Origin of the sequence: Afipia carboxidovorans OM5 (genome assembly GCF_000218565.1) — a bacterium.
Classification (GTDB): Bacteria; Pseudomonadota; Alphaproteobacteria; order Rhizobiales; family Xanthobacteraceae; genus Afipia; species Afipia carboxidovorans.
Map to the genome: position 1 here is coordinate 73,404 of NC_015684.1, position 18,634 is coordinate 92,037.

Consider the following 18,634-nt stretch of genomic DNA (forward strand, 5'->3'; position numbering starts at 1 on the left):
GCGATATAGCCTTCCACAGGGTTTCGGGCAAGGCCGGAATCGCCGCGGAGGGCCGCAAACCGGCCTGCCGCAGGGCTTTTCGCGACGGAAATGGGGTGTTTTTGCCTCCGACCCACCCACATGACTTCGTCATGGCCGGGCTTGACCCGGCATCCACGTCTCCTCCGTGGAAACAGGTCAAGACGTGGATGCCCGGCACAAGGCCGGGCATGACGGATATTGGGCCTCTAGATAGCTCCCGCACGTAATTCCGTACCAACCAGAGCAATCTCACCGCGTGGCGCGGGCCTGCTCGATGATCGCGATCGCCGCGCGCACGCCGCCCTCGATGTCGAGGTTGGAATTATCCAGCACATGGGCGTCGGCCGCGCATTTCAGCGGCGCAGCCGCGCGGTTCTTGTCGCGCTCGTCGCGCTTTAAAATATCCGCCAGCACCAGCGCCTCGTCGGCCGCCTCGCCGCGGCCCCGCGCCTCCAGCGTGCGGCGATGCGCACGCACTTTCGGATCGGCAACCACGAAAATCTTCACGTCGGCATCGGGACAGATCACCGTGCCGATGTCGCGTCCGTCGAGCACCGCGCCGGGTGGGTCGGCCGCGAACTGGCGCTGGAAATTGATGAGCGCCTCGCGCACCGCCGGAATCGCGGAGACGACGGACGCGGCATCGCCGATCGCCTGGGTCTTCAAAACCGGATCGCCGAATTTTTCCGGATCGAGCGCGCGCGCCACCGCGACCGCCCGCGCCTCGTCCTGCAGATCCGCGCCGAGATCGAGCATCGCTTTTGCGACCGCGCGATAGATCACGCCGGTGTCGAGATGGCGAAAGCCGTAATGCGCGGCAAGCCGCTTGCCGAGCGTTCCCTTGCCGGACGCGGCCGGTCCGTCGATGGCGATAATCATGTCTTCACGAGCCGTCGGTTGGAGGCAGCGCCCGTTGCACGTTTCACCGCCGCCTTGATTTCAGGAAGCGCGGCGGGGTCCATGGTGATGACCCCGTCCGCCTTGGAGGCGATTAATTGCGGCGCTTTGCCGGAATTGTCAAAAATCCAGGCCCCGTCGGCGGCCTTGAGAAACCACGGCAGTTGCGCCAGCGATTTGTCGCGGCGCGACACGATCTTGTCCTCGGGCACGGCATGGCCGCCCTTGGCGACCCGCACCCGGACACGCTCGATGTTCATCTGCGCGGTTTTCAAAAGCACATAGATCAGCCGGATCTCGAAGCCGCGCGCCTTCGCATCCGTGATCATCTCGCGATATTTTTCTGTCGAGAGCACGGTCTCGACGCCGACCGTGCGGTAGGCGGCAATCGAGGCTTCGAGCCAGGTATAGATACGCTTCACCGCCGCGAGGTTGGCGGCGTCGGGGTCGCATTTCTCGGCTTCGCTGATCTGCAGGGAGAGCACGTCCGGATTGATGATCCAGACCGAGCGGCCAAAATCCTCGATGCCTGATCCGGTGTAGAGAGAGCTTTTGCCGGACCCGTTCGGCCCGGCGACAATCCAGAGCTTTGGCCGCTCAACGAACGCGGACACGATCCGCCGAGCCGAAGGCCTTCACGTTTTCACGCCGCGCTTTCTCGACGTTCTTGACGAACAGGAGATGCAGGTCCTCGCTGAACGTCGTGCTGTTGGCGTCGATCGCAAGCACCTTGGTGCGGCGGCCATCGGGGCCGACCACGATCTTCGACTTCACCGATCCCGCCGGTTTCTTGGCGCCCGCGCGCCCGAATTTCTTGACGACGACCTTGGCCATGGAGCCTCTCAAACGACAGTCCCGCGCATTCAACTCACACAGGAATATAGGGCCTTTTCCGACATTCCGCCACGTTAAACGAAATCCGCGCCGAGGCCGCGCATCATTGGGATGAAGTCGGGGAAGCTGGTGGCGATGAAAGCAGTGTCGTCGACCTTGACCGGCGTATCCGATGCACAGCCCATCACCAGCGCCGACATCGCGATGCGATGATCCATGTGGGTCGCAACCGTCCCGCCGCCCGGCACGCGGCCCTCGCCATGGACGATGAGATCGTCGCCCACGATCTCGACCTTGACGCCGTTGACGCGCAGCATGTCAGCGGTCGCCTCCAGCCGATCGGATTCCTTCACGCGCAGCTCCTTCAAACCCAGCATCCGCGTGGTGCCTTCCGCGAAGGCGGCGGCGACCGCGAGTACGAGATATTCGTCGATCATCGCCGGCGCGCGCTCGGGCGGCACGGTGACGCCGCGCAGCTTTGAGGCACGCACCCGCAAATTCGCCATCGGCTCGCCGGCGTCGCGCACGTCGCTCTCCTCGATCGAGGCGCCCATCTCCCGCAGCGTGGTGAAAAGCCCGGTGCGCAGCGGATTTGTCATCACGTCGGTGAGGGTAAGATCGGAGCCCGGCACAATCAGCGCGGCGACGATCGGAAACGCCGCCGAGGACGGATCGGCCGGCACCACGACATCGGCGCCGTGCAGCTCGGGCTGGCCGGTCAGCGTGATGCGGCGACCATGCGTGCCTTCCGGCTCGGTGACGATGTCGGCGCCGAATTGCGCCAGCATCCGCTCGGTGTGGTCGCGGCTTGCTTCCGCCTCGATTACGGTGGTCTCGCCCGGCGCGGAGAGGCCCGCGAGCAGCACCGCCGACTTGATCTGCGCCGAAGCAACCGGCGTGCGGTAGACCATCGGGATCGGATCACGCGCGCCTTCGAGCGTCAGCGGCAGCCGTGCGCCGTCGCCGCCGGAGACTTTCGCACCCATCAGCTCCAGCGGATCGAGAATGCGGCGCATCGGGCGCGAGCGCAGTGACGCGTCGCCGTCGAACGTCGCCGCAATCGGCGAACCCGCCACCGCGCCCATCGCAAGACGGCAGCCGGTGCCGCTGTTGCCGAAATCAAGCGGCGCATCGGGCGCGCGGAAACCGCCGACACCGACGCCGTGCACGCGCCATGCGCCCTCGCCCACGCGTTCGACCTTCGCGCCGAGCGCCGCCATCGCCTTGGCGGTGTTGAGAACGTCTTCGCCCTCGAGAAGCCCGGTGATCTTCGTTTCACCGACCGCAAGCGCACCCAGAATGAGCGCGCGGTGAGAGATCGACTTGTCGCCCGGCACGCGGACCCGCCCGGTCAGCGGGGTGCTTCCTCGTGCCTCCAATGGGGTCGGTCGGCTGGCGTGGCTCACGGCAAAATTCCTCTACAATTTGAAGGGCTCCTACCATGGCCACCGAAATCCGTCACCCGCCTCACAGAAGGCGGCGAGAGCACTATTGACACCAGCGTCGCAACCGCCCAAGTGAAGCACCGCTTTTTCGAAATTCCCAGGATCTCGCCCGTGGCCAAAGCCGATCTCGGAACCAAACGTATCTGCCCGGTAACGGGCAAGAAGTTCTATGACCTCAACAAGACTCCGGTGATTTCGCCCTACACCGGCGAAATCGTGCCGATCGCGCCGGTTGCGCCGACCCGCCCGCGCGGCGACACCGCAGCCCGCGCGCAGGCGGCCGATACCTCGCAGGATACCGAGACGGCCGAGGGCGAGGAGGAGTTGGTCTCCCTTGAGGAAGCCGATGCCGAGGAGAAGACCGGCAAGGTCAAGACCAACGTGCCGGAATCCGAAGACGACATCGAAATCGACGACTCGATCGACGATGACGATGACGACGATTCCACCTTCATCGCCGAAGAAGACGAAGAGGACGAGGACGTGACCGACATCATCGGCGACGTCTCCGGCGACGAGGAATCCTGACAACAAGAGACTTGAGATAGAACCTGAAACGTGGTTTCAGGTCACTCCTGACGCGGGGACGCGGGCCGAACGGCTAACCTCCCCGCGGACTGCGTCGGACCCATCCGAACGCGTGCGTTGATTACGGGGCCATAGCTCAGCTGGGAGAGCGCTTGCATGGCATGCAAGAGGTCGGCGGTTCGATCCCGCCTGGCTCCACCAACCGCCCGAACATCCTCTGTTCCTGAAGCTCTCTGTTCCTGAATCGATGGCGTCTGGTGCCCGGAATTTCCCGGTGCAGCGCGGTATCCACGACCCGTCTGCGGTCTTGAACCGCGTGCGGCGATTGCCATATTTGGAGAGCCGGGCAGGTCAACCGCCTCTCCGGCAAGGGTGCCGCAAGGGCCCTTGGCAAAAGGCCCATACCGGGCCGGAGGCCGGACAAAGTCGCTTCGAGAGGACTTTGGAATGTCGCGTGTTCCTTCGTTATCCAGTCCGTTTCTACTGGGCTTCGACGAGATCGAGCGTGCGCTCGACCGCGTCGTCAAGGGCGCCGACGGCTATCCTCCCTACAACATCGAGCGATGCGAACGTGAAAACGGGCAGCCCGAAAAGCTGCGCATCACGCTTGCGGTGGCGGGCTTCACCCGCGACCAACTCGATGTAACCATTGAGGAAAATCAGCTCGTCATCCGCGGCCGCCAACAGGACGACAAGGCGAGGCAATACATCCATCGCGGCATCGCCGCGCGCCACTTCCAGCGCACCTTCGTGCTGGCGGAGGGGATGCATGTGCTTGGCGCGGACTTGAGGAACGGGCTGTTGTCCGTCGATCTCGCAAGGCCTGAGCCTGAGCGGATCGTTAAGACGATAGCCATCAATGAACACGAATAATGGAAATAGCGGACTCGACCGCTGTCTAGTTAAGAGGAGTCGAGGACATGGCTGAAGCAATCTTGCATCAAGAGCCGAGAGTTTCGCTGGAGGCGCTCGCCGCGCTGGGCGAGGGGCACCTCGCCTACATCAAGCAGATCCGCTCCGAGGACGTGGCGAGCCTGTTCCCGCAGGCGCCCGAGATCGCGCCGGGCGTGACGCTGTTCGCGCTGCATGCCGCCGACGGCACGCCGATCATGCTGACCGACAGCCGCGAGGCCGCGGTCGCCAATGCCTGGAGCAACGAGCTGCAGACCGTCAGTCTGCACTGAGGCTTCACATCGCTTTGCCGAGAGCGTCCGCGCCTTCCGCGCGGGCGCTTTTTTTGGACCTTGCTTCCCCTCCCCGTCCTTACGGGGAGAGGGCTGGGGTGAGGGGCTCTGGATTTTCGTGAGAGCTCCAGTTTTCGAGAGAAGCATGCCCCTCACCCGGCCACTTCGTGGCCGACCTCTCCCCGCAAGCGGGGCGAGGTGAAGGGAACACTGCCACCGGCTCGATCGTCGAATGAGCGAACTTGCACAATTGCGAGCGACGGCGTCCCGGATTCTCACGCCACCCATGCATGCGTCCGCTTTGATCCGGCCCGGCCTCCCCTGTATGGTTCCTCCGCCGCCGCGCCGGCTTTCGTCCGCTTTTTTTGCAAGCGTGACTGTCCTTACGCGCGGCCCATATCATGCCTGCCCGCTGCCCGCGTTTTTCGCGCGGCCAAACCATTCGAGGACCGCTCATGCCCGCCTATCGCTCCCGCACCTCCACCCACGGCCGCAACATGGCCGGCGCCCGCGGCCTGTGGCGCGCCACGGGCATGAAGAGCGAGGATTTCGGCAAGCCGATTATCGCGGTGGTGAATTCGTTCACGCAGTTCGTGCCGGGCCATGTCCACCTCAAGGATCTCGGCCAGCTTGTTGCGCGCGAGATCGAGAAGGCCGGCGGCGTCGCCAAGGAGTTCAACACCATCGCGGTCGATGACGGCATCGCCATGGGCCATGACGGCATGCTCTACAGCCTGCCCTCACGCGAGATCATCGCCGACTCGGTCGAATACATGGTCAACGCGCATTGCGCCGACGCCATGGTCTGCATCTCGAACTGCGACAAGATCACGCCCGGCATGCTGATGGCTTCGCTACGCCTCAACATCCCGACCGTGTTCGTCTCGGGCGGACCGATGGAAGCTGGCAAGGTCAAGTGGAACGACACCGTCAAGGCGGTCGATCTGATCGACGCCATGGTCGCCGCCGCCGACGACAGCGTGAGCGACGCCGAAGTGGAGACGATCGAGCGTTCCGCCTGCCCGACCTGCGGCTCGTGCTCGGGCATGTTCACCGCGAACTCGATGAACTGCCTCACCGAGGCTCTGGGCCTGGCGCTGCCCGGCAACGGCTCGATGCTCGCCACCCACGCCGACCGCCGCGGCCTGTTCGTCGAGGCCGGTCACCTGATCGTCGATCTCGCCCGGCGCTACTACGAGCAGAACGACGAGAGCGTGCTGCCGCGCAAGATCGCGAACTTCAAGGCGTTCGAGAACGCGATGACACTCGACATCGCGATGGGCGGCTCAACCAACACCGTGCTGCATCTGCTTGCCGCGGCTTACGAAGGCGAAGTGCCGTTCACCATGAAGGACATCGACCGGCTGTCGCGCCGCGTGCCGGTGCTGTGCAAGGTCGCACCGTCGGTACCCGACGTGCATGTCGAAGACGTGCATCGCGCCGGCGGCGTGATGGCGATCCTCGGCGAACTCGACCGCGCAGGTCTGCTCACCACCGACCTGCCGAACATTCACAGCAAGAGCTTGAAGGATGCGCTGGAGCGCTGGGACGTGATGCGCACCAAGAGCGACAGCGTGCGCACATTCTATCGTGCCGCACCGGGCGGCGTGCCGACGCAGGTCGCCTTCAGCCAGGATCGCCGTTACGACGACACCGACACCGACCGTAAGAAAGGCGTGATCCGCGACATGGAGCATGCGTTCTCGAAGGACGGCGGGCTTGCGGTGCTGTTCGGCAATCTCGCGCGCGATGGCTGCATCGTGAAGACCGCAGGCGTCGACGAGAGCATTCTCAGCTTCACCGGACCGGCGCGGCTGTTCGAAAGTCAGGACGCCGCGGTCGATGCCATTCTCGGCGGCAAGGTGGTGCCGGGCGATGTCGTCGTGATCCGTTACGAGGGCCCGCGCGGCGGCCCCGGCATGCAGGAGATGCTCTACCCAACGAGCTATCTGAAATCGAAGGGACTCGGCAAAGCCTGCGCGCTGATCACCGACGGCCGCTTCTCCGGCGGCTCGTCGGGCCTGTCGATCGGTCATATCTCGCCGGAAGCGGCGGAAGGCGGATTGATCGGCCTGGTCGAGGAAGGCGACACCATCGAGCTCGATATTCCGAACCGCGTCATTCGTCTTGCGGTCGATGAGGCCGAACTGACGCGCCGTCGCACCGCGATGGAGGCGCGCGGCAATGCGGCGTGGAAGCCCGCGCCGCGCAAGCGCCGCGTCACCACCGCGCTCAAGGCCTACGCCGCGCTCACCACCAGCGCCGCGCTCGGTGCCGTGCGCATGGTGCGGGATTAAGACCCTATAATCGCCGCGATCTCACTCAGCGTTGATAATTGACGACATGCTTCACCACACGGTCATGGCCGGATTTATTCCGGCCATCCACGTCTTGGCAGCGACATCGGAAGATAGGCGTGGATGCCCGGGACAAGCCCGGGCATGACGAAAACCAATCTGTACTGACTATCTGGCTTTACGCCGCGGTGGCAGGCGGCAGCGCCAGCACCGAATAGAGCGCCTGCGCATCGCTCGAGGCGCGCAGCTTCTTGGCGACTTCCTGATCGCGCAGCAGCCGCGCGACCCGCGCAAGCGCCTTCAGGTGATCGGCACCCGCGCCTTCCGGCGCAAGCAGGAGAAACAGAAGGTCAACCGGCGCACCGTCCATCGCCTCGAAGTCGATCGGGCGCTCGAGCCGCGCGAACATGCCGAACAGCTTGTCGAGATTCGGCAGCTTGCCGTGCGGAATGGCGATGCCATAGCCGACCGCCGTGGTGCCGAGCTTCTCGCGCTGAAGCAGCACTTCGAAGATGGCGCGCTCATTCTGTCCGGTGAGTTCGGCCGCGCGCGCAGCCAGTTCCTGCAGCGCCTGCTTCTTGCTGTTGACCTTCAACGCCGGAAGAATCGCCTCTGGCGCAACCAGATCCGTAATCGTCATGGAGCTGTCCGAGAGTGAAGGGTGAAACCGAATTCCGGTGGGGGCCACAAGGCCGATAAGGTGTGCACGCCGGGCGTTTCCGCCGCCGGTCGGCTAAGGCGGCGGACCATAGGGAGAGCCCGGCGAGGCGTCAAGGTCTTCCTTGAGCAATTCCAGGCCAAGATCATTTCACCGTGGGCGGGTCGATCCAGCCCACATTGCCGTCGGACCGGCGGTAGATGATGTTCACGCGGCCGCTTGAGCCATGCTGAAACACGATGACGGGCGCGCCTGTCATGTCGAGCTCCATCACCGCCTCGCTCACCGAGAAGCGGCGCAGCGCCTGCGTCGATTCGGCAATCACCACCGGATTGAAGGCGGTGACTTCCTCCTCTTCATCTTCGGCGTATGTAGGACCTTCGAGCACGTAGCTCGATGCATCGATGCCGCCGCCATCCATTGCTGCAAGCGCCGCCGTCTCCGCATGTGTCTTGCGCGCGGAACGATCCTTCAATCTGCTCTTGTAGCGACGCAGCCGCTTCTCGATCTGCACCAATGCCTGATCGGCGCTTGCATACGCATCGGCCGCCATCGCATCGGCTTCAAGCGTCACACCGGAATCGAGATGCAACGCGCAGTCCGCCTTGAAGCCGAAACCGTCCTTGCTGAAAGTGAAATGCCCCGAATAATTTCCGTCGAAATATTTTCTCAGCACCTCTTCCGTTCGACCCTCGACACGCCCGCGAATGGCTTCACCGATATTGATGCGCTTGCCGGAAACTCGAAGCGTCATGGACAACCTCGCCCTCTTGTTTCAACACCTCCAGAATGCCAAAGCCCCACAAGGCGTCAAGCGGAAGCTATGTCGCGCGAACGGTCGGTGGAGGAAGGGGCTGCGCCTGCGGAATGGCCGGATGCTTGACCAAGCGCATAGCGTTTGTCGCGCCGGCGCTGCACGGAAGATGGAATCCGCATCGCTTCCCGGTATTTCGCGACGGTGCGCCGGGCAATATCAACACCTTCTGCGCGAAGACGTTCCACCAGCGTATCATCTGACAGAATTGCGCCCGGTTCCTCCGCGTCGATCATTTGACGAATGCGGTGGCGCACCGATTCGGCCGAATGCGCTTCGCCGCCATCGGCGGACGCAATTGAGGCCGTGAAGAAATATTTCAATTCAAAAATGCCGCGATTGGTCGCCATATATTTGTTGGCGGTAACGCGCGACACGGTTGATTCGTGCATCTCGATCGCTTCGGCGACCGTCTTGAGGTTGAGCGGGCGCAAATGCGCAACGCCGCGCGTGAAGAATCCGTCCTGCTGACGGACGATTTCTGTTGCGACTTTCAAGATCGTGCGCGCGCGCTGGTCGAGCGCCCGCACCAGCCAGGTCGCGTTCTGCAGGCAATCGGCGAAATAGGATTTATCCTCGTCCTTGCGCAGCGTCTTCGCAAGCCGCGCGTAATAGGACTGATTGACGAGCACCTTCGGCAGCGTGTCGCTGTTGAGTTCGACCAGCCAGCCACCATCCGGCCCCGGCCGCACATAGACATCGGGCACCACGGTCTGCGTGCGCGTCACCGCGAATTTCAATCCGGGTTTCGGATCGAGATGACGGATTTCGCCGATCATGTCGGCGATGTCGTCGTCATCGACGCCGCAGATTTTCTTCAGGCCCGTAATGTCTCGCTTCGCGAGCAGATCGAGATTCTCGACAAGCGCGCGCATCGCCGGATCGAACCGGTCGCGCTCGCGCAACTGAATGGCGAGACACTCGCTCAAATTGCGCGCGCAGATGCCGGGCGGATCAAACGTCTGCAGCACCGCGAGCACATCCGCCACGTTCTCGGCGGATGCCCCGAGCTTGTCGGCCACGTCGCCGAGATCGGCAGGCAGATAGCCCGCTTCATCGACGAGATCGATCAGATATTGCCCGATCATCCGCGCCGACGGATCGGTGAAGGCCACCGCAAGCTGTTCGGCCAGATGATCCTGCAGCGAGGCCTCCGCCGCAACGAACGCCTCCAGGTTGTAATCCTCGTCGCTGGACGAACCGCCGCCCCACTCGGTATAGGCAGACGGCACGGCATCCTGCGCCGCGCGCGAGGCCGCCTCCGAGGGCTCCTCGGTGAAGACGTTCTCCATGCTGGCGTCGAACGTCTGCTCCATCTCGCTGCGGCTGCCGAGATCGCGCGCGATCCAGTCCTCGGACGGATCGGCGCTGCGCCCGGCATCGCTTATGCTTTCAGTGCTGTCGCCGGAACTTTCGTCCGCACCACCTTCCGATGCCGAGAATTCCGTCTCGGTTGCGGGCGCATCGGTGCGCGGCGCGTCATCCTCGCTCGCGCGCTCGAGCAACGGATTGCGCTCAAGCTCGCCTTCGACAAACGCCACCAGATCGAGATTGGACAGCTGCAACAGCTTGATCGCCTGCATTAGCTGCGGCGTCATCACCAGAGCTTGCGATTGGCGAAATTCCAGACGTTGCGTCAGCGCCATAATGGCATCCAGCTCGAAGAATCGCCCCGTTGGTCCAATTCTTGCTTAGCTTGTTTGAACGCCGAAGTACACGGCTTGACGGCGCGCTACCGGCTGCCGCAGCAGAGCCGATTACAGCCGGAATTCTTCGCCGAGATAGAGGCGGCGCACGTCGGGATCGTTGACGATCTCCTCGGGCTGGCCTTCGGTCAGCACCTCACCGGCATAGACGATGTAGGCGCGGTCGGTGAGGCCGAGCGTCTCGCGCACATTGTGATCGGTGATGAGCACGCCGATGCCGCGATTGGTGAGATGGCGCACGAGCTGCTGAATGTCGCCGACCGCAATCGGATCGATGCCGGCGAACGGCTCATCGAGCAGCATGTAGTTCGGCTTGGTTGCCAGTGCGCGCGCGATCTCGACGCGGCGGCGCTCGCCGCCTGACAGCGCGATCGACGGCGATTTGCGCAACCGCACGATGTTGAACTCTTCAAGCAGCGAATCGAGTTCGTATTCGCGCTTGCGCCGGTCGGGCTCGGCGACTTCCAGCACCGCGCGGATGTTGTCTTCAACAGAAAGACCGCGAAAGATCGAGGCTTCCTGCGGCAGATAACCGATACCGAGCCGCGCACGCTGATACATCGGAAGATTGGTGACGTCGTGGCCATCGAGCTCGATGCGGCCCTTGTCGGCCTTGATGAGGCCGGTGATCATGTAGAAAGCCGTGGTCTTGCCCGCGCCGTTCGGGCCGAGCAGACCGACCGCCTCACCCCGCCGCACATAGATGTTGATGCCGCGCACCACCTTGCGGGTGCCGAAACTTTTCTCGATGCCGTGCACGGCGAGATAGCCCGTGCGCGGCTGTGCGCGCTGCGGTGCCTGCCACTGCTGCGTCTGCCGTGGTTGACCCTGCGCTTGTCCCGGTGGCACGCGGCGCTCCTCACGCGGCGCGCGCGCAAGCGGGTGCTCAAACGTCGTCACCTGTTCTTCGCTGAGCACGAAGGAGGTTTCGCTATAGGCGGCCCATTCGCTCTGCAATTCGTCCAGCCGGAAAGATTTCGGCGGCTGCGCCTGCGGTTGCATCTGCGATGGCACGGGAGCCGGCGCTTGCGGCTTTGCCGACGCAGACGTCTCGCCTTTCACCGTCTTGAAGATGTCGCCCATGCGTGTGCTGAGCGAGGTGATGTCGGGCGTCGCGCGGCCAAAGCCCTGCCGTCCCCGCGAGGCAGGACGCCGGCGAAACATGCCAAGGAGATCCACCATCCGCTCAATCGGCCTTTCAAAGGCTGGCTTGCCAGCTTGCGACCCCGCGGCGGGAGAGGCGCGCTGGCACTCGCCGGCACGCCCGCCTGTCAGAATCCGTCCCCGCCCCCTGATATCGCCTTCCCCGCCAAGGTTCAACCGCGCGGCGTGGAGGGCTGCGGCAAGCCATTGAGTTTCATCGGCTTTCCGGGAGCCCGCGGCGCGGTTGTGCCGCCTGCCTTGCTGCCGGGCATCAGATTGAGCGAGCCGCCATCCTTGCCGGGCGCGCTGGAATTGAACAGGCCCGAGACGCCGCGACCGCCGCTCGATTCCACCCGCGAGACGCCGGTCGTCATATCGACCACCAGGCGGTCGCCCTTGAGCACGTTCTTGTCCTTGGTCAGCACCACGCCGCCGGTCAGCGTCACGGTGTTGGTTTTCATATCGAAGATGCCGGTCTCGCCGGTCACGGTCTGATCGTTCTGGGTGACGACGACACCACCGCGCGCTTCCAGCCGCTTGACGCTGGAGCTGCCGCCCGGCCCCGGCTGCGCGGTGGTCATGCCGGCCTTGCTGCCCGACTTGTTTGCGCCCGATTTGCCCTGCTGCTCGTAGAACACCACCAGCGTCTTCGAGCGCATCGTCGTGTCGCCCTGCACGACCTTCACATTGCCGGAGAAGGTCGCGACCTTATCCTTGTCGCGCACTTCGAGCGAGAGCGCATCGATCTGGATCGGCTGGCCGCGATTCTTCGAGAAGCCCTGCACCGCGTTCGGCACACCGGAGACCGTGCTGGTCTGCGCCCGCGCAGGAGGCACAACGTGGCACGGCACAGACAGCGCGAGACCGAGCGCAGCGCACGCCACGAGGCCGCCGCGCACGATGCGCGCGCGCAAATTGCCAGACCCTCTCCGCAACGTTGCTCTCATCGCCCATCCATAACTGATTTCACGGCTCGCCTCACTGCGAATCCGGCGCAGCCGCCGAGCCTGCGTCCGCGCCCGTTGCGGGTTTCTCCGCCGGCGGTTCGAGCATCATCGTGACGCCGCCGCCGAACACGGCCGATGCACCATGCTCGGTGATGCGCAGGTTCTGCGAATTCAGCGTGCCATTGGTGAGCTTCACCGCCACCGGCTGATCGGAGCTGATGACGCCGCTGCCCATGTCGACACGCGCCTGCGACAGCCGCGCTTCATAGCCGCTCGTGGTCTGCAGCAGAATATCGTTGGTAAGATCGAGAAGCTGCGTCTTGGTGTTGAAGTGCCCGTTCTGCGCATCGAGCCGCACCGTCGACTTATCCTCGAGCTGCACCTGTGCGCGGATGTTGAGCATATCCACCTTGGTCGGATCGGTGACATCCTGCGTCGCGGCCTTGGCCCAGACTTCGTAAGGACGTTGGTCCGGCAGGAAGCCCGCGAGATGCGGCGCATCCATCGTGATCTTGGTGCCCGACACCGAGAGTTTGCTGAGATCGATCGGCAGCTTGTTGAGGAAGCGGAACGGATTGAACACCGAGGCGCCGATGATCAGCGCCAGCGCGACGACCACAATCGCCGGCACGGCGCGGCGCAGCCACCGCACGCGGCGGCTATGGCGCGCGGCGCGGACAAAGCGCCCGTCCGCCTCGGCCTGATATGTCGGGGTCGCAACCACCATGGCTCCCGGTCAGGGTCCCAAATCTCGGAACGTCAAAGTCTCGGAACTTCAAAGTCTACGCGGTTTCACGACAATATCAGGGCCGCCGCGAGGCGTCCGATACACTGTCACGGCGCTCCGCGCACCTTACGAATGCGCAAAGATGTCGGTCTCGTCCCAGCCCTGCAGGTCGAGCCGCGCCCGGGTCGGCAGGAACTCGAAGCAGGATTTGGCGAGGTCCATGCGGTTCTCGCGCGCCAGCATGGTGTCGAGCTTCTCGCGCAGCGCATGCAGATGCAGCACATCGGAGGCGGCATAGGTGAGCTGGGCTTCCGACAGCTTTTCTGCACCCCAGTCGCTCGACTGCTGCTGCTTGGAAATCTCGACGCCCAGAAGCTCGCGCACCAGATCCTTCAGCCCGTGGCGGTCGGTGTAGGTGCGCACCAGCTTCGAAGCAATCTTGGTACAGTAGATCGGCTGCGTCATCACGCCGAAAGCATGCTCCAGCACCGCGATATCGAACCGGGCGAAATGAAACAGCTTGGTGACCATGGGGTCGGCAAGCAGCTTCTTCAAATTCGGCGCATCGGTGTGACCGGCCGGAATCTGCACGACATCGGCGGTGCCGTCGCCATTCGAGAGCTGCACCACGCATAGCCGGTCGCGATGCGGATTGAGACCGAGCGTCTCGGTATCGATCGCAACCGAATGGGTGTAGCGCGAAAGGTCTGGCAGGTCGCCGCGATGCAGCCGAATGGTCATGTGCATGTTCCGAATCGAGAGGCGGGCAAGCTACCCTGCCGACCCTGAAAAATCCTGAAGCTGAAAAATCCCAACTGGCGCAAGAAAGCAAATTTTCGCTAATCGCGTGCAAGAATTTGATTTAGATATTACATATCAATATCTTAACATGAATTTTCGCCCACAATTTTCTGCGCCGCGCATAGCCTGATGTCGGGCTCACGCCTTAATCTTTGGGTCATCTGGAACCCTCGCCGCCAGCACGGTTTGTTGCGCGGGATGAGATTTTGACCAGCACGAGAAATGAGGGCGGCTTGAACATTGCCAAAACGGCAGACCGGACCGTGGGCCAACGCGCTCCCGCGTCTCCTGCAGCGGACGGGCCGGACCCGGCGGAGATCGCCGCGGTTCGCGACGACATTCGCGCCAAGATCACGCGCGTGCTTGGCCAGGAGACGGAGCGGGCGAGCCTGCACGACTGGTATCTCGCCGCCGCGCTCTCCCTGCGCGAGCGCATCGCCACCCGCTGGCTGGCCGATGGCCGCAGCGCGCGCGTCACCGGCCGCAAGCGCGTCTACTATTTGTCGCTGGAATTTCTGATCGGGCGCCTGTTCACCGACGCGCTCAGCAATCTGCAACTGATGGAGACCTATGCCCGCGCGTTGCGCGAGCTTGGCGTCGATTTCCGCGAGGTGAAGGACGTCGAGCCCGACGCCGCGCTCGGCAATGGCGGGCTTGGCCGCCTCGCCGCCTGCTTCATGGAAAGCATGGCGAGCCTTGCGATTCCCGCGGTCGGCTACGGCATCCGCTACGAGCACGGCCTGTTCCGTCAGGCGATCGCGCAAGGCTGGCAGCAGGAATTTCCCGAGCGCTGGCTCGAAGGCGGCAACCCGTGGGAGTTCGAGCGCTTCGATATCGGCTACGACATTCATTTCGGCGGGCGGATCGAGCATCGCACCTCGCCGCACAGCGACAGCGTCGCCTGGATTCCCGGCGAGACGGTGCGCGCAGCCGCATTCGACACGCCGATCGTCGGCTGGCGTGGCGCGCACGTCAACGCGCTGCGGCTGTGGTCGGCACGGCCGGTCGCGCCACTCGCGCTCGATGCCTTCAACCATGGCGACTATGCCGGCGCTTCGGCGCAGATCGCACGCGCGGAAGCGATCTCGAAGTTCCTCTACCCGAGCGACGAGACCGCGGCGGGCCGTGAGCTGCGGCTGCGGCAGGAGTATTTTTTCGTCTCCGCCTCGCTGCAGGACATTCTCGCCCGCCACATGCGCGAGCATGGCGACATCCGTGCGCTGCCGGCGCGCGCCGCGATCCAGCTCAACGACACCCATCCGAGTCTCGCAGTGCCGGAGCTGCTGCGGCTTCTGGTCGACCGCTACGATCTGCCGTGGCCGCAGGCGCGGCGGATCGCGGAAGAGACCATCGCCTACACCAACCACACGCTGCTGCCGGAAGCGCTGGAGACCTGGCCGGTCGAACTGTTCGAACGGCTGCTGCCGCGCCATCTCGACATCATCTATCGCCTCAACACCGACAACCTCGCCGCCGCGGAACGGCAGCGGCCGGGCGACATTCGTTTTCGGGCGGCGACCTCGCTGATCGACGAGACCGGCGGGCGACGCGTGCGGATGGGCCACCTCGCCTTCATCGGCTCGCATCGCATCAACGGCGTCTCCGCGATGCATTCGGAGCTGATGAAGCACACGGTGTTCGCCGATCTCAACGCGCTCTACCCGAACCGCATCACCAACAAGACCAACGGCATCACTTTCCGCCGCTGGCTGCATCAGTGCAATCCGGGCCTGACCGCGCTGCTGCGTGAAGTCTGCGGCGAACGCGTGCTCGACGATCCGACGGTGCTCAAAGAACTCGAGCCGTTTGCCAACGACAGCGCGTTTCAGGCGCGCTTCCGTACCGTCAAGCAGGACAACAAGGCCCGGCTTGCGGGCGACCTCCTGCGCACGCTGTCGCTTGCGGTCGACCCGGCAGCGCTGTTCGACATCCAGATCAAGCGCATCCACGAATACAAGCGCCAGCTTCTCAACGCGCTCGACACCATTGCGCGCTATCTCGCGATCCGCGACAACCCAAACGCCGACTGGGTGCCGCGGGTAAAAATTTTCGCCGGCAAGGCGGCGCCGAGCTACCGGCAGGCGAAGCTCATCATCAAACTGATCAACGACATTGCCGATACGATCAATCGCGATGCGTCGATCCGCGGCCTCCTCAAGGTGGCGTTCGTGCCGAACTATAATGTCAGCGCGGCGGAGGTGATGGTGCCGGCGTGCGATCTCTCCGAGCAGATTTCGACCGCCGGCATGGAAGCCTCGGGCACCGGCAACATGAAGCTGGCGCTCAACGGCGCACTCACCATCGGCACGCTCGACGGCGCCAACATCGAAATTCGCGATGCGGTCGGTGCCGACAACATCTTCATCTTCGGCATGACCGCCGACGAAGTGGTGGAGCGCCGGCGCGCAGGGCTCGATGCCTCCGATGCAATCGCGGCGTCACCGATGCTTGCGCGCGTGATCGAAGCGCTCGACCGCGGCACCTTCTCGCCGGACGATCCCGCGCGCTTTGCGCCGATCGCGCACAGCCTGCGCTATCTCGACCACTACATGGTGTCGGCGGATTTCGATGCCTATCACCACGCCCAGGCGCAGGTCGACGAGCGCTGGGGCACGGCCGCGTGGGAGACCTCGGCGATCCTCAACACCGCACGGATGGGCTGGTTCTCCGCCGACCGCACGATCCGCGATTACGCAAGCGACATCTGGGGCGTGTGAGGTAAGTGGCGCGACGCCAAATGTGAGCGGATTTAGTAGACGGAATCCCCAACTCGTCATGCCCGGCTTTATGCCGGGCATCCACGTCTTAGAACTTCAATATCAGGGCAGAGAAGACGTAGGTGGCCGGAACGAAAGGGCGTTACGCCCGTCTTCGCCGAGCTATGCCCGGCCACGACGGATCAGTCTGTTTCCGTCAAAAGCAACCGCTCAACGCCACAGCCCGTAAGACGCCCACTTCTTTTCGGGGATCGGCTGGCCAATCTTGTAGGTGAACGACAGCACCTTGAAGTGGTCGGGCGAGCCCTTGCAGGTGAAGGAATAGGTGTACCACTTGCCGCCGCTGCGGAATGCGCCGCCGGTGCCCTTCACCGTGTCGCCGATATGGCGCGGCGGAGAGACCACATAGCTCTTGGCCCGGTCGGGACGATAGGGATTGTCGTCGCGGGTGATCTGCTTCATCGCCTCGACGTCGCAGACCTGTTCGAGCCGCGTCGCCGGATCGAGCCGCTTCAGGCTCGCGTAAAACCGGGCATCGACGGCGTGGGCCGGAGCGGCTGCCAGCGCAGGCACCGCGGCGAGGACAAGAAGCGCGTATCTCAAAGCCACCTCTGGAAGGTTCTCTTACAGAACGTGCTTGCCGAAACCGGCGCATGGAAAAACGAAGCGACCGACTACGACAAGGCCGCTTGTGTACCCGCCCGACAGATTCGCCGCAAGACTCCGGCAGCTTCTCCGCTAAGGCAGGACGAATTGCCCCACGATGGCGCAGAGCACAACGACAAGCCACGGCGGCAACTTCCCCACGAACAGTAATACGAATGCACCGAGCGCCAGCGCATAGTCGTAGCCGTTGGTGATGCCCGCGGTCCAAACCGGATCGTAGAACGCGGCAAGCAACAGACCGACCACCGCGGCGTTGACGCCGGAGAGCATCGCCTGCGCCATCGGCGTTCGCCGCAGCGCATCCCAGAACGGCAGCACGCCGCTTACCAAGAGGAAGGACGGCAGGAAAATCGCGACGAGGCACATGGCGGCGACGGTCCATCCGCCGATCACCGCGCCGAGATAGGCGGCGAAAGTGAACAGAGGACCGGGCACCGCCTGCGCCGCGCCATAACCCGCGAGAAACGCATCGCCGTTGACGAGCGACGGCACCACTTCCGCCTTGAGCAGTGGCAGAACGACATGGCCGCCGCCGAACACCAGCGAGCCGACACGATAGAATGTATCAAACAATCCCAATGCTGCATTGCCCGTCATCGCAACAGCAAGCGGCAGGCCGATCAGCAAAGCCGCGAAGATGAACAGCATCGTCACGCCGGTCGCGCGGTTGACCGGCAGCGGCAGAACGGATTGATCGACCGCGGGCGTGCCCTTGATGCAAAACCAGCCGACGATGCCGCCAAGCAGAATCCCCGCGATCTGTCCCCATGCCGATGGCAGCACCAGCGCCACCGCCATCGCAGCGACCGCAAGCGAGGCGCGAATGCGATCCGGCGTCAGCGTCCGCGCCATGCCGAGAATGGCGAGCGCGACAACGGCGACGGCCGCCACCTTGAGGCCATGCAGCCAGCCGCCATCGAGGCTGCTGTCGAGCGCGGCAACGCCATAGGCAAACAGCACGAGCGCGATGGCCGACGGCAGCGTGAATGCGGTCCATGCCGCGAGGGCGCCGGCATAACCGCCGCGCAGCAGGCCGATCGCAATGCCGACCTGGCTCGATGCGGGACCGGGCAGAAACTGGCAGAGCGCGACGAGGTCGGCGTAGCTCGCCTCGCTCAGCCATTTCCGCCGCTCGACGAACTCGAGCCGGAAATAGCCGAGATGCGCGACCGGGCCGCCGAACGAGGTGAGGCCCAATTTCAAAAAGGCCGAAAAGATTTCGGCCACATCGCCCCTCATTCACGCCCCG

The 18,634-nt window shown here is 63.9% G+C and carries 18 protein-coding genes and 1 tRNA gene; 6 read left to right on the forward strand and 13 right to left on the reverse strand.

Translation table 11 applies throughout. The features are described from left to right. Nucleotides 1–270: 270 nt before the first annotated feature. The 4 genes from cmk to aroA form a co-directional block, all read right to left on the reverse strand. Complete coding sequence (cmk, locus tag OCA5_RS00320; RefSeq protein WP_012561646.1) at nucleotides 271–900, reverse strand: (d)CMP kinase; 630 nt, start codon at nucleotides 898–900, stop codon at nucleotides 271–273. Beyond that, entirely contained in the window at nucleotides 897–1,532 is a 636-nt protein-coding gene (locus OCA5_RS00325; RefSeq protein WP_012561645.1) for an ATPase, read from the reverse strand. The genes cmk and OCA5_RS00325 overlap by 4 nt, the downstream gene beginning before the upstream one ends. Further along, a complete protein-coding gene (locus OCA5_RS00330) occupies nucleotides 1,516–1,752 on the reverse strand; it encodes a hypothetical protein (RefSeq protein WP_012561644.1) in 237 nt (78 codons plus the stop codon). Before OCA5_RS00330 ends, OCA5_RS00325 begins: the two co-directional genes overlap by 17 nt. A gap of 74 nt (nucleotides 1,753–1,826) precedes the next feature. Further along, the gene (gene aroA, locus OCA5_RS00335; RefSeq protein ID WP_012561643.1) at nucleotides 1,827–3,158 is read right to left on the reverse strand and encodes a 3-phosphoshikimate 1-carboxyvinyltransferase; all 1,332 of its coding nucleotides are present in this window, start codon (nucleotides 3,156–3,158) and stop codon (nucleotides 1,827–1,829) included. A 150-nt stretch (nucleotides 3,159–3,308) separates the two neighbouring features. On the opposite strand from aroA, the gene OCA5_RS00340 reads away from it, so the two are divergent. The 5 genes from OCA5_RS00340 to ilvD all read left to right on the forward strand — a co-directional run bounded on the left by OCA5_RS00340 (nucleotide 3,309) and on the right by ilvD (nucleotide 7,206). Then, nucleotides 3,309–3,725, forward strand: coding sequence for a TIGR02300 family protein (locus tag OCA5_RS00340; RefSeq protein WP_012561642.1), 417 nt, complete (start codon nucleotides 3,309–3,311; stop codon nucleotides 3,723–3,725). 125 nt (nucleotides 3,726–3,850) lie between these two features. Further along, nucleotides 3,851–3,926: transfer RNA gene (locus OCA5_RS00345), tRNA-Ala, on the forward strand. A 246-nt stretch (nucleotides 3,927–4,172) separates the two neighbouring features. Beyond that, the gene (locus OCA5_RS00350) at nucleotides 4,173–4,598 is read left to right on the forward strand and encodes an Hsp20 family protein (protein WP_012561641.1); all 426 of its coding nucleotides are present in this window, start codon (nucleotides 4,173–4,175) and stop codon (nucleotides 4,596–4,598) included. Nucleotides 4,599–4,645: 47 nt separating this feature from the next. Then, entirely contained in the window at nucleotides 4,646–4,909 is a 264-nt protein-coding gene (locus tag OCA5_RS00355; protein ID WP_013912705.1) for a BQ00720 family protein, read from the forward strand. Nucleotides 4,910–5,364: 455 nt separating this feature from the next. Continuing rightward, nucleotides 5,365–7,206 carry a dihydroxy-acid dehydratase gene (ilvD, locus tag OCA5_RS00360; protein WP_012561639.1) on the forward strand — a complete coding sequence of 614 codons (1,842 nt, stop codon included), beginning with the start codon at nucleotides 5,365–5,367 and terminating at the stop codon, nucleotides 7,204–7,206. A gap of 178 nt (nucleotides 7,207–7,384) precedes the next feature. Here the strand turns inward: ilvD and ptsN are convergent, their stop codons facing one another. The 7 genes from ptsN to OCA5_RS00395 form a co-directional block, all read right to left on the reverse strand. Further along, nucleotides 7,385–7,846, reverse strand: coding sequence for a PTS IIA-like nitrogen regulatory protein PtsN (gene ptsN / locus OCA5_RS00365; protein ID WP_012561638.1), 462 nt, complete (start codon nucleotides 7,844–7,846; stop codon nucleotides 7,385–7,387). 163 nt (nucleotides 7,847–8,009) lie between these two features. Next, on the reverse strand, nucleotides 8,010–8,618 hold the full coding sequence (hpf, locus tag OCA5_RS00370) for a ribosome hibernation-promoting factor, HPF/YfiA family (protein WP_012561637.1): 609 nt from the start codon (nucleotides 8,616–8,618) through the stop codon (nucleotides 8,010–8,012). A gap of 56 nt (nucleotides 8,619–8,674) precedes the next feature. After that, nucleotides 8,675–10,324 (reverse strand): RNA polymerase factor sigma-54, encoded by a 1,650-nt coding sequence (rpoN, locus tag OCA5_RS00375; RefSeq protein ID WP_012561636.1) that lies wholly within the window; start codon nucleotides 10,322–10,324, stop codon nucleotides 8,675–8,677. Between the two features lie 111 nt (nucleotides 10,325–10,435). Next, nucleotides 10,436–11,566 carry an LPS export ABC transporter ATP-binding protein gene (lptB, locus tag OCA5_RS00380; protein ID WP_041559541.1) on the reverse strand — a complete coding sequence of 377 codons (1,131 nt, stop codon included), beginning with the start codon at nucleotides 11,564–11,566 and terminating at the stop codon, nucleotides 10,436–10,438. A gap of 134 nt (nucleotides 11,567–11,700) precedes the next feature. Then, nucleotides 11,701–12,474, reverse strand: coding sequence for an LptA/OstA family protein (locus OCA5_RS00385; RefSeq protein WP_013912707.1), 774 nt, complete (start codon nucleotides 12,472–12,474; stop codon nucleotides 11,701–11,703). A gap of 31 nt (nucleotides 12,475–12,505) precedes the next feature. After that, nucleotides 12,506–13,201, reverse strand: a complete 696-nt coding sequence (lptC, locus tag OCA5_RS00390) for an LPS export ABC transporter periplasmic protein LptC (protein WP_013912708.1) — start codon at nucleotides 13,199–13,201, stop codon at nucleotides 12,506–12,508. Nucleotides 13,202–13,327: 126 nt separating this feature from the next. Then, the gene (locus tag OCA5_RS00395; RefSeq protein ID WP_012561632.1) at nucleotides 13,328–13,942 is read right to left on the reverse strand and encodes a ribonuclease D; all 615 of its coding nucleotides are present in this window, start codon (nucleotides 13,940–13,942) and stop codon (nucleotides 13,328–13,330) included. A gap of 323 nt (nucleotides 13,943–14,265) precedes the next feature. Between OCA5_RS00395 and OCA5_RS00400 the strand changes: the two genes are divergently transcribed. After that, nucleotides 14,266–16,719: a glycogen/starch/alpha-glucan phosphorylase gene (locus OCA5_RS00400; RefSeq protein WP_012561630.1), complete on the forward strand. Its 2,454-nt coding sequence runs from the start codon at nucleotides 14,266–14,268 to the stop codon at nucleotides 16,717–16,719. Nucleotides 16,720–16,929: 210 nt separating this feature from the next. On the opposite strand, the gene OCA5_RS00405 is transcribed toward OCA5_RS00400, so the two are convergent. Both OCA5_RS00405 and chrA read right to left on the reverse strand, forming a co-directional pair. After that, the gene (locus OCA5_RS00405; RefSeq protein WP_013912710.1) at nucleotides 16,930–17,322 is read right to left on the reverse strand and encodes a DUF930 domain-containing protein; all 393 of its coding nucleotides are present in this window, start codon (nucleotides 17,320–17,322) and stop codon (nucleotides 16,930–16,932) included. Nucleotides 17,323–17,457: 135 nt separating this feature from the next. After that, a complete protein-coding gene (chrA, locus tag OCA5_RS00410; RefSeq protein ID WP_012561628.1) occupies nucleotides 17,458–18,612 on the reverse strand; it encodes a chromate efflux transporter in 1,155 nt (384 codons plus the stop codon). Nucleotides 18,613–18,634 lie beyond the last annotated feature (22 nt).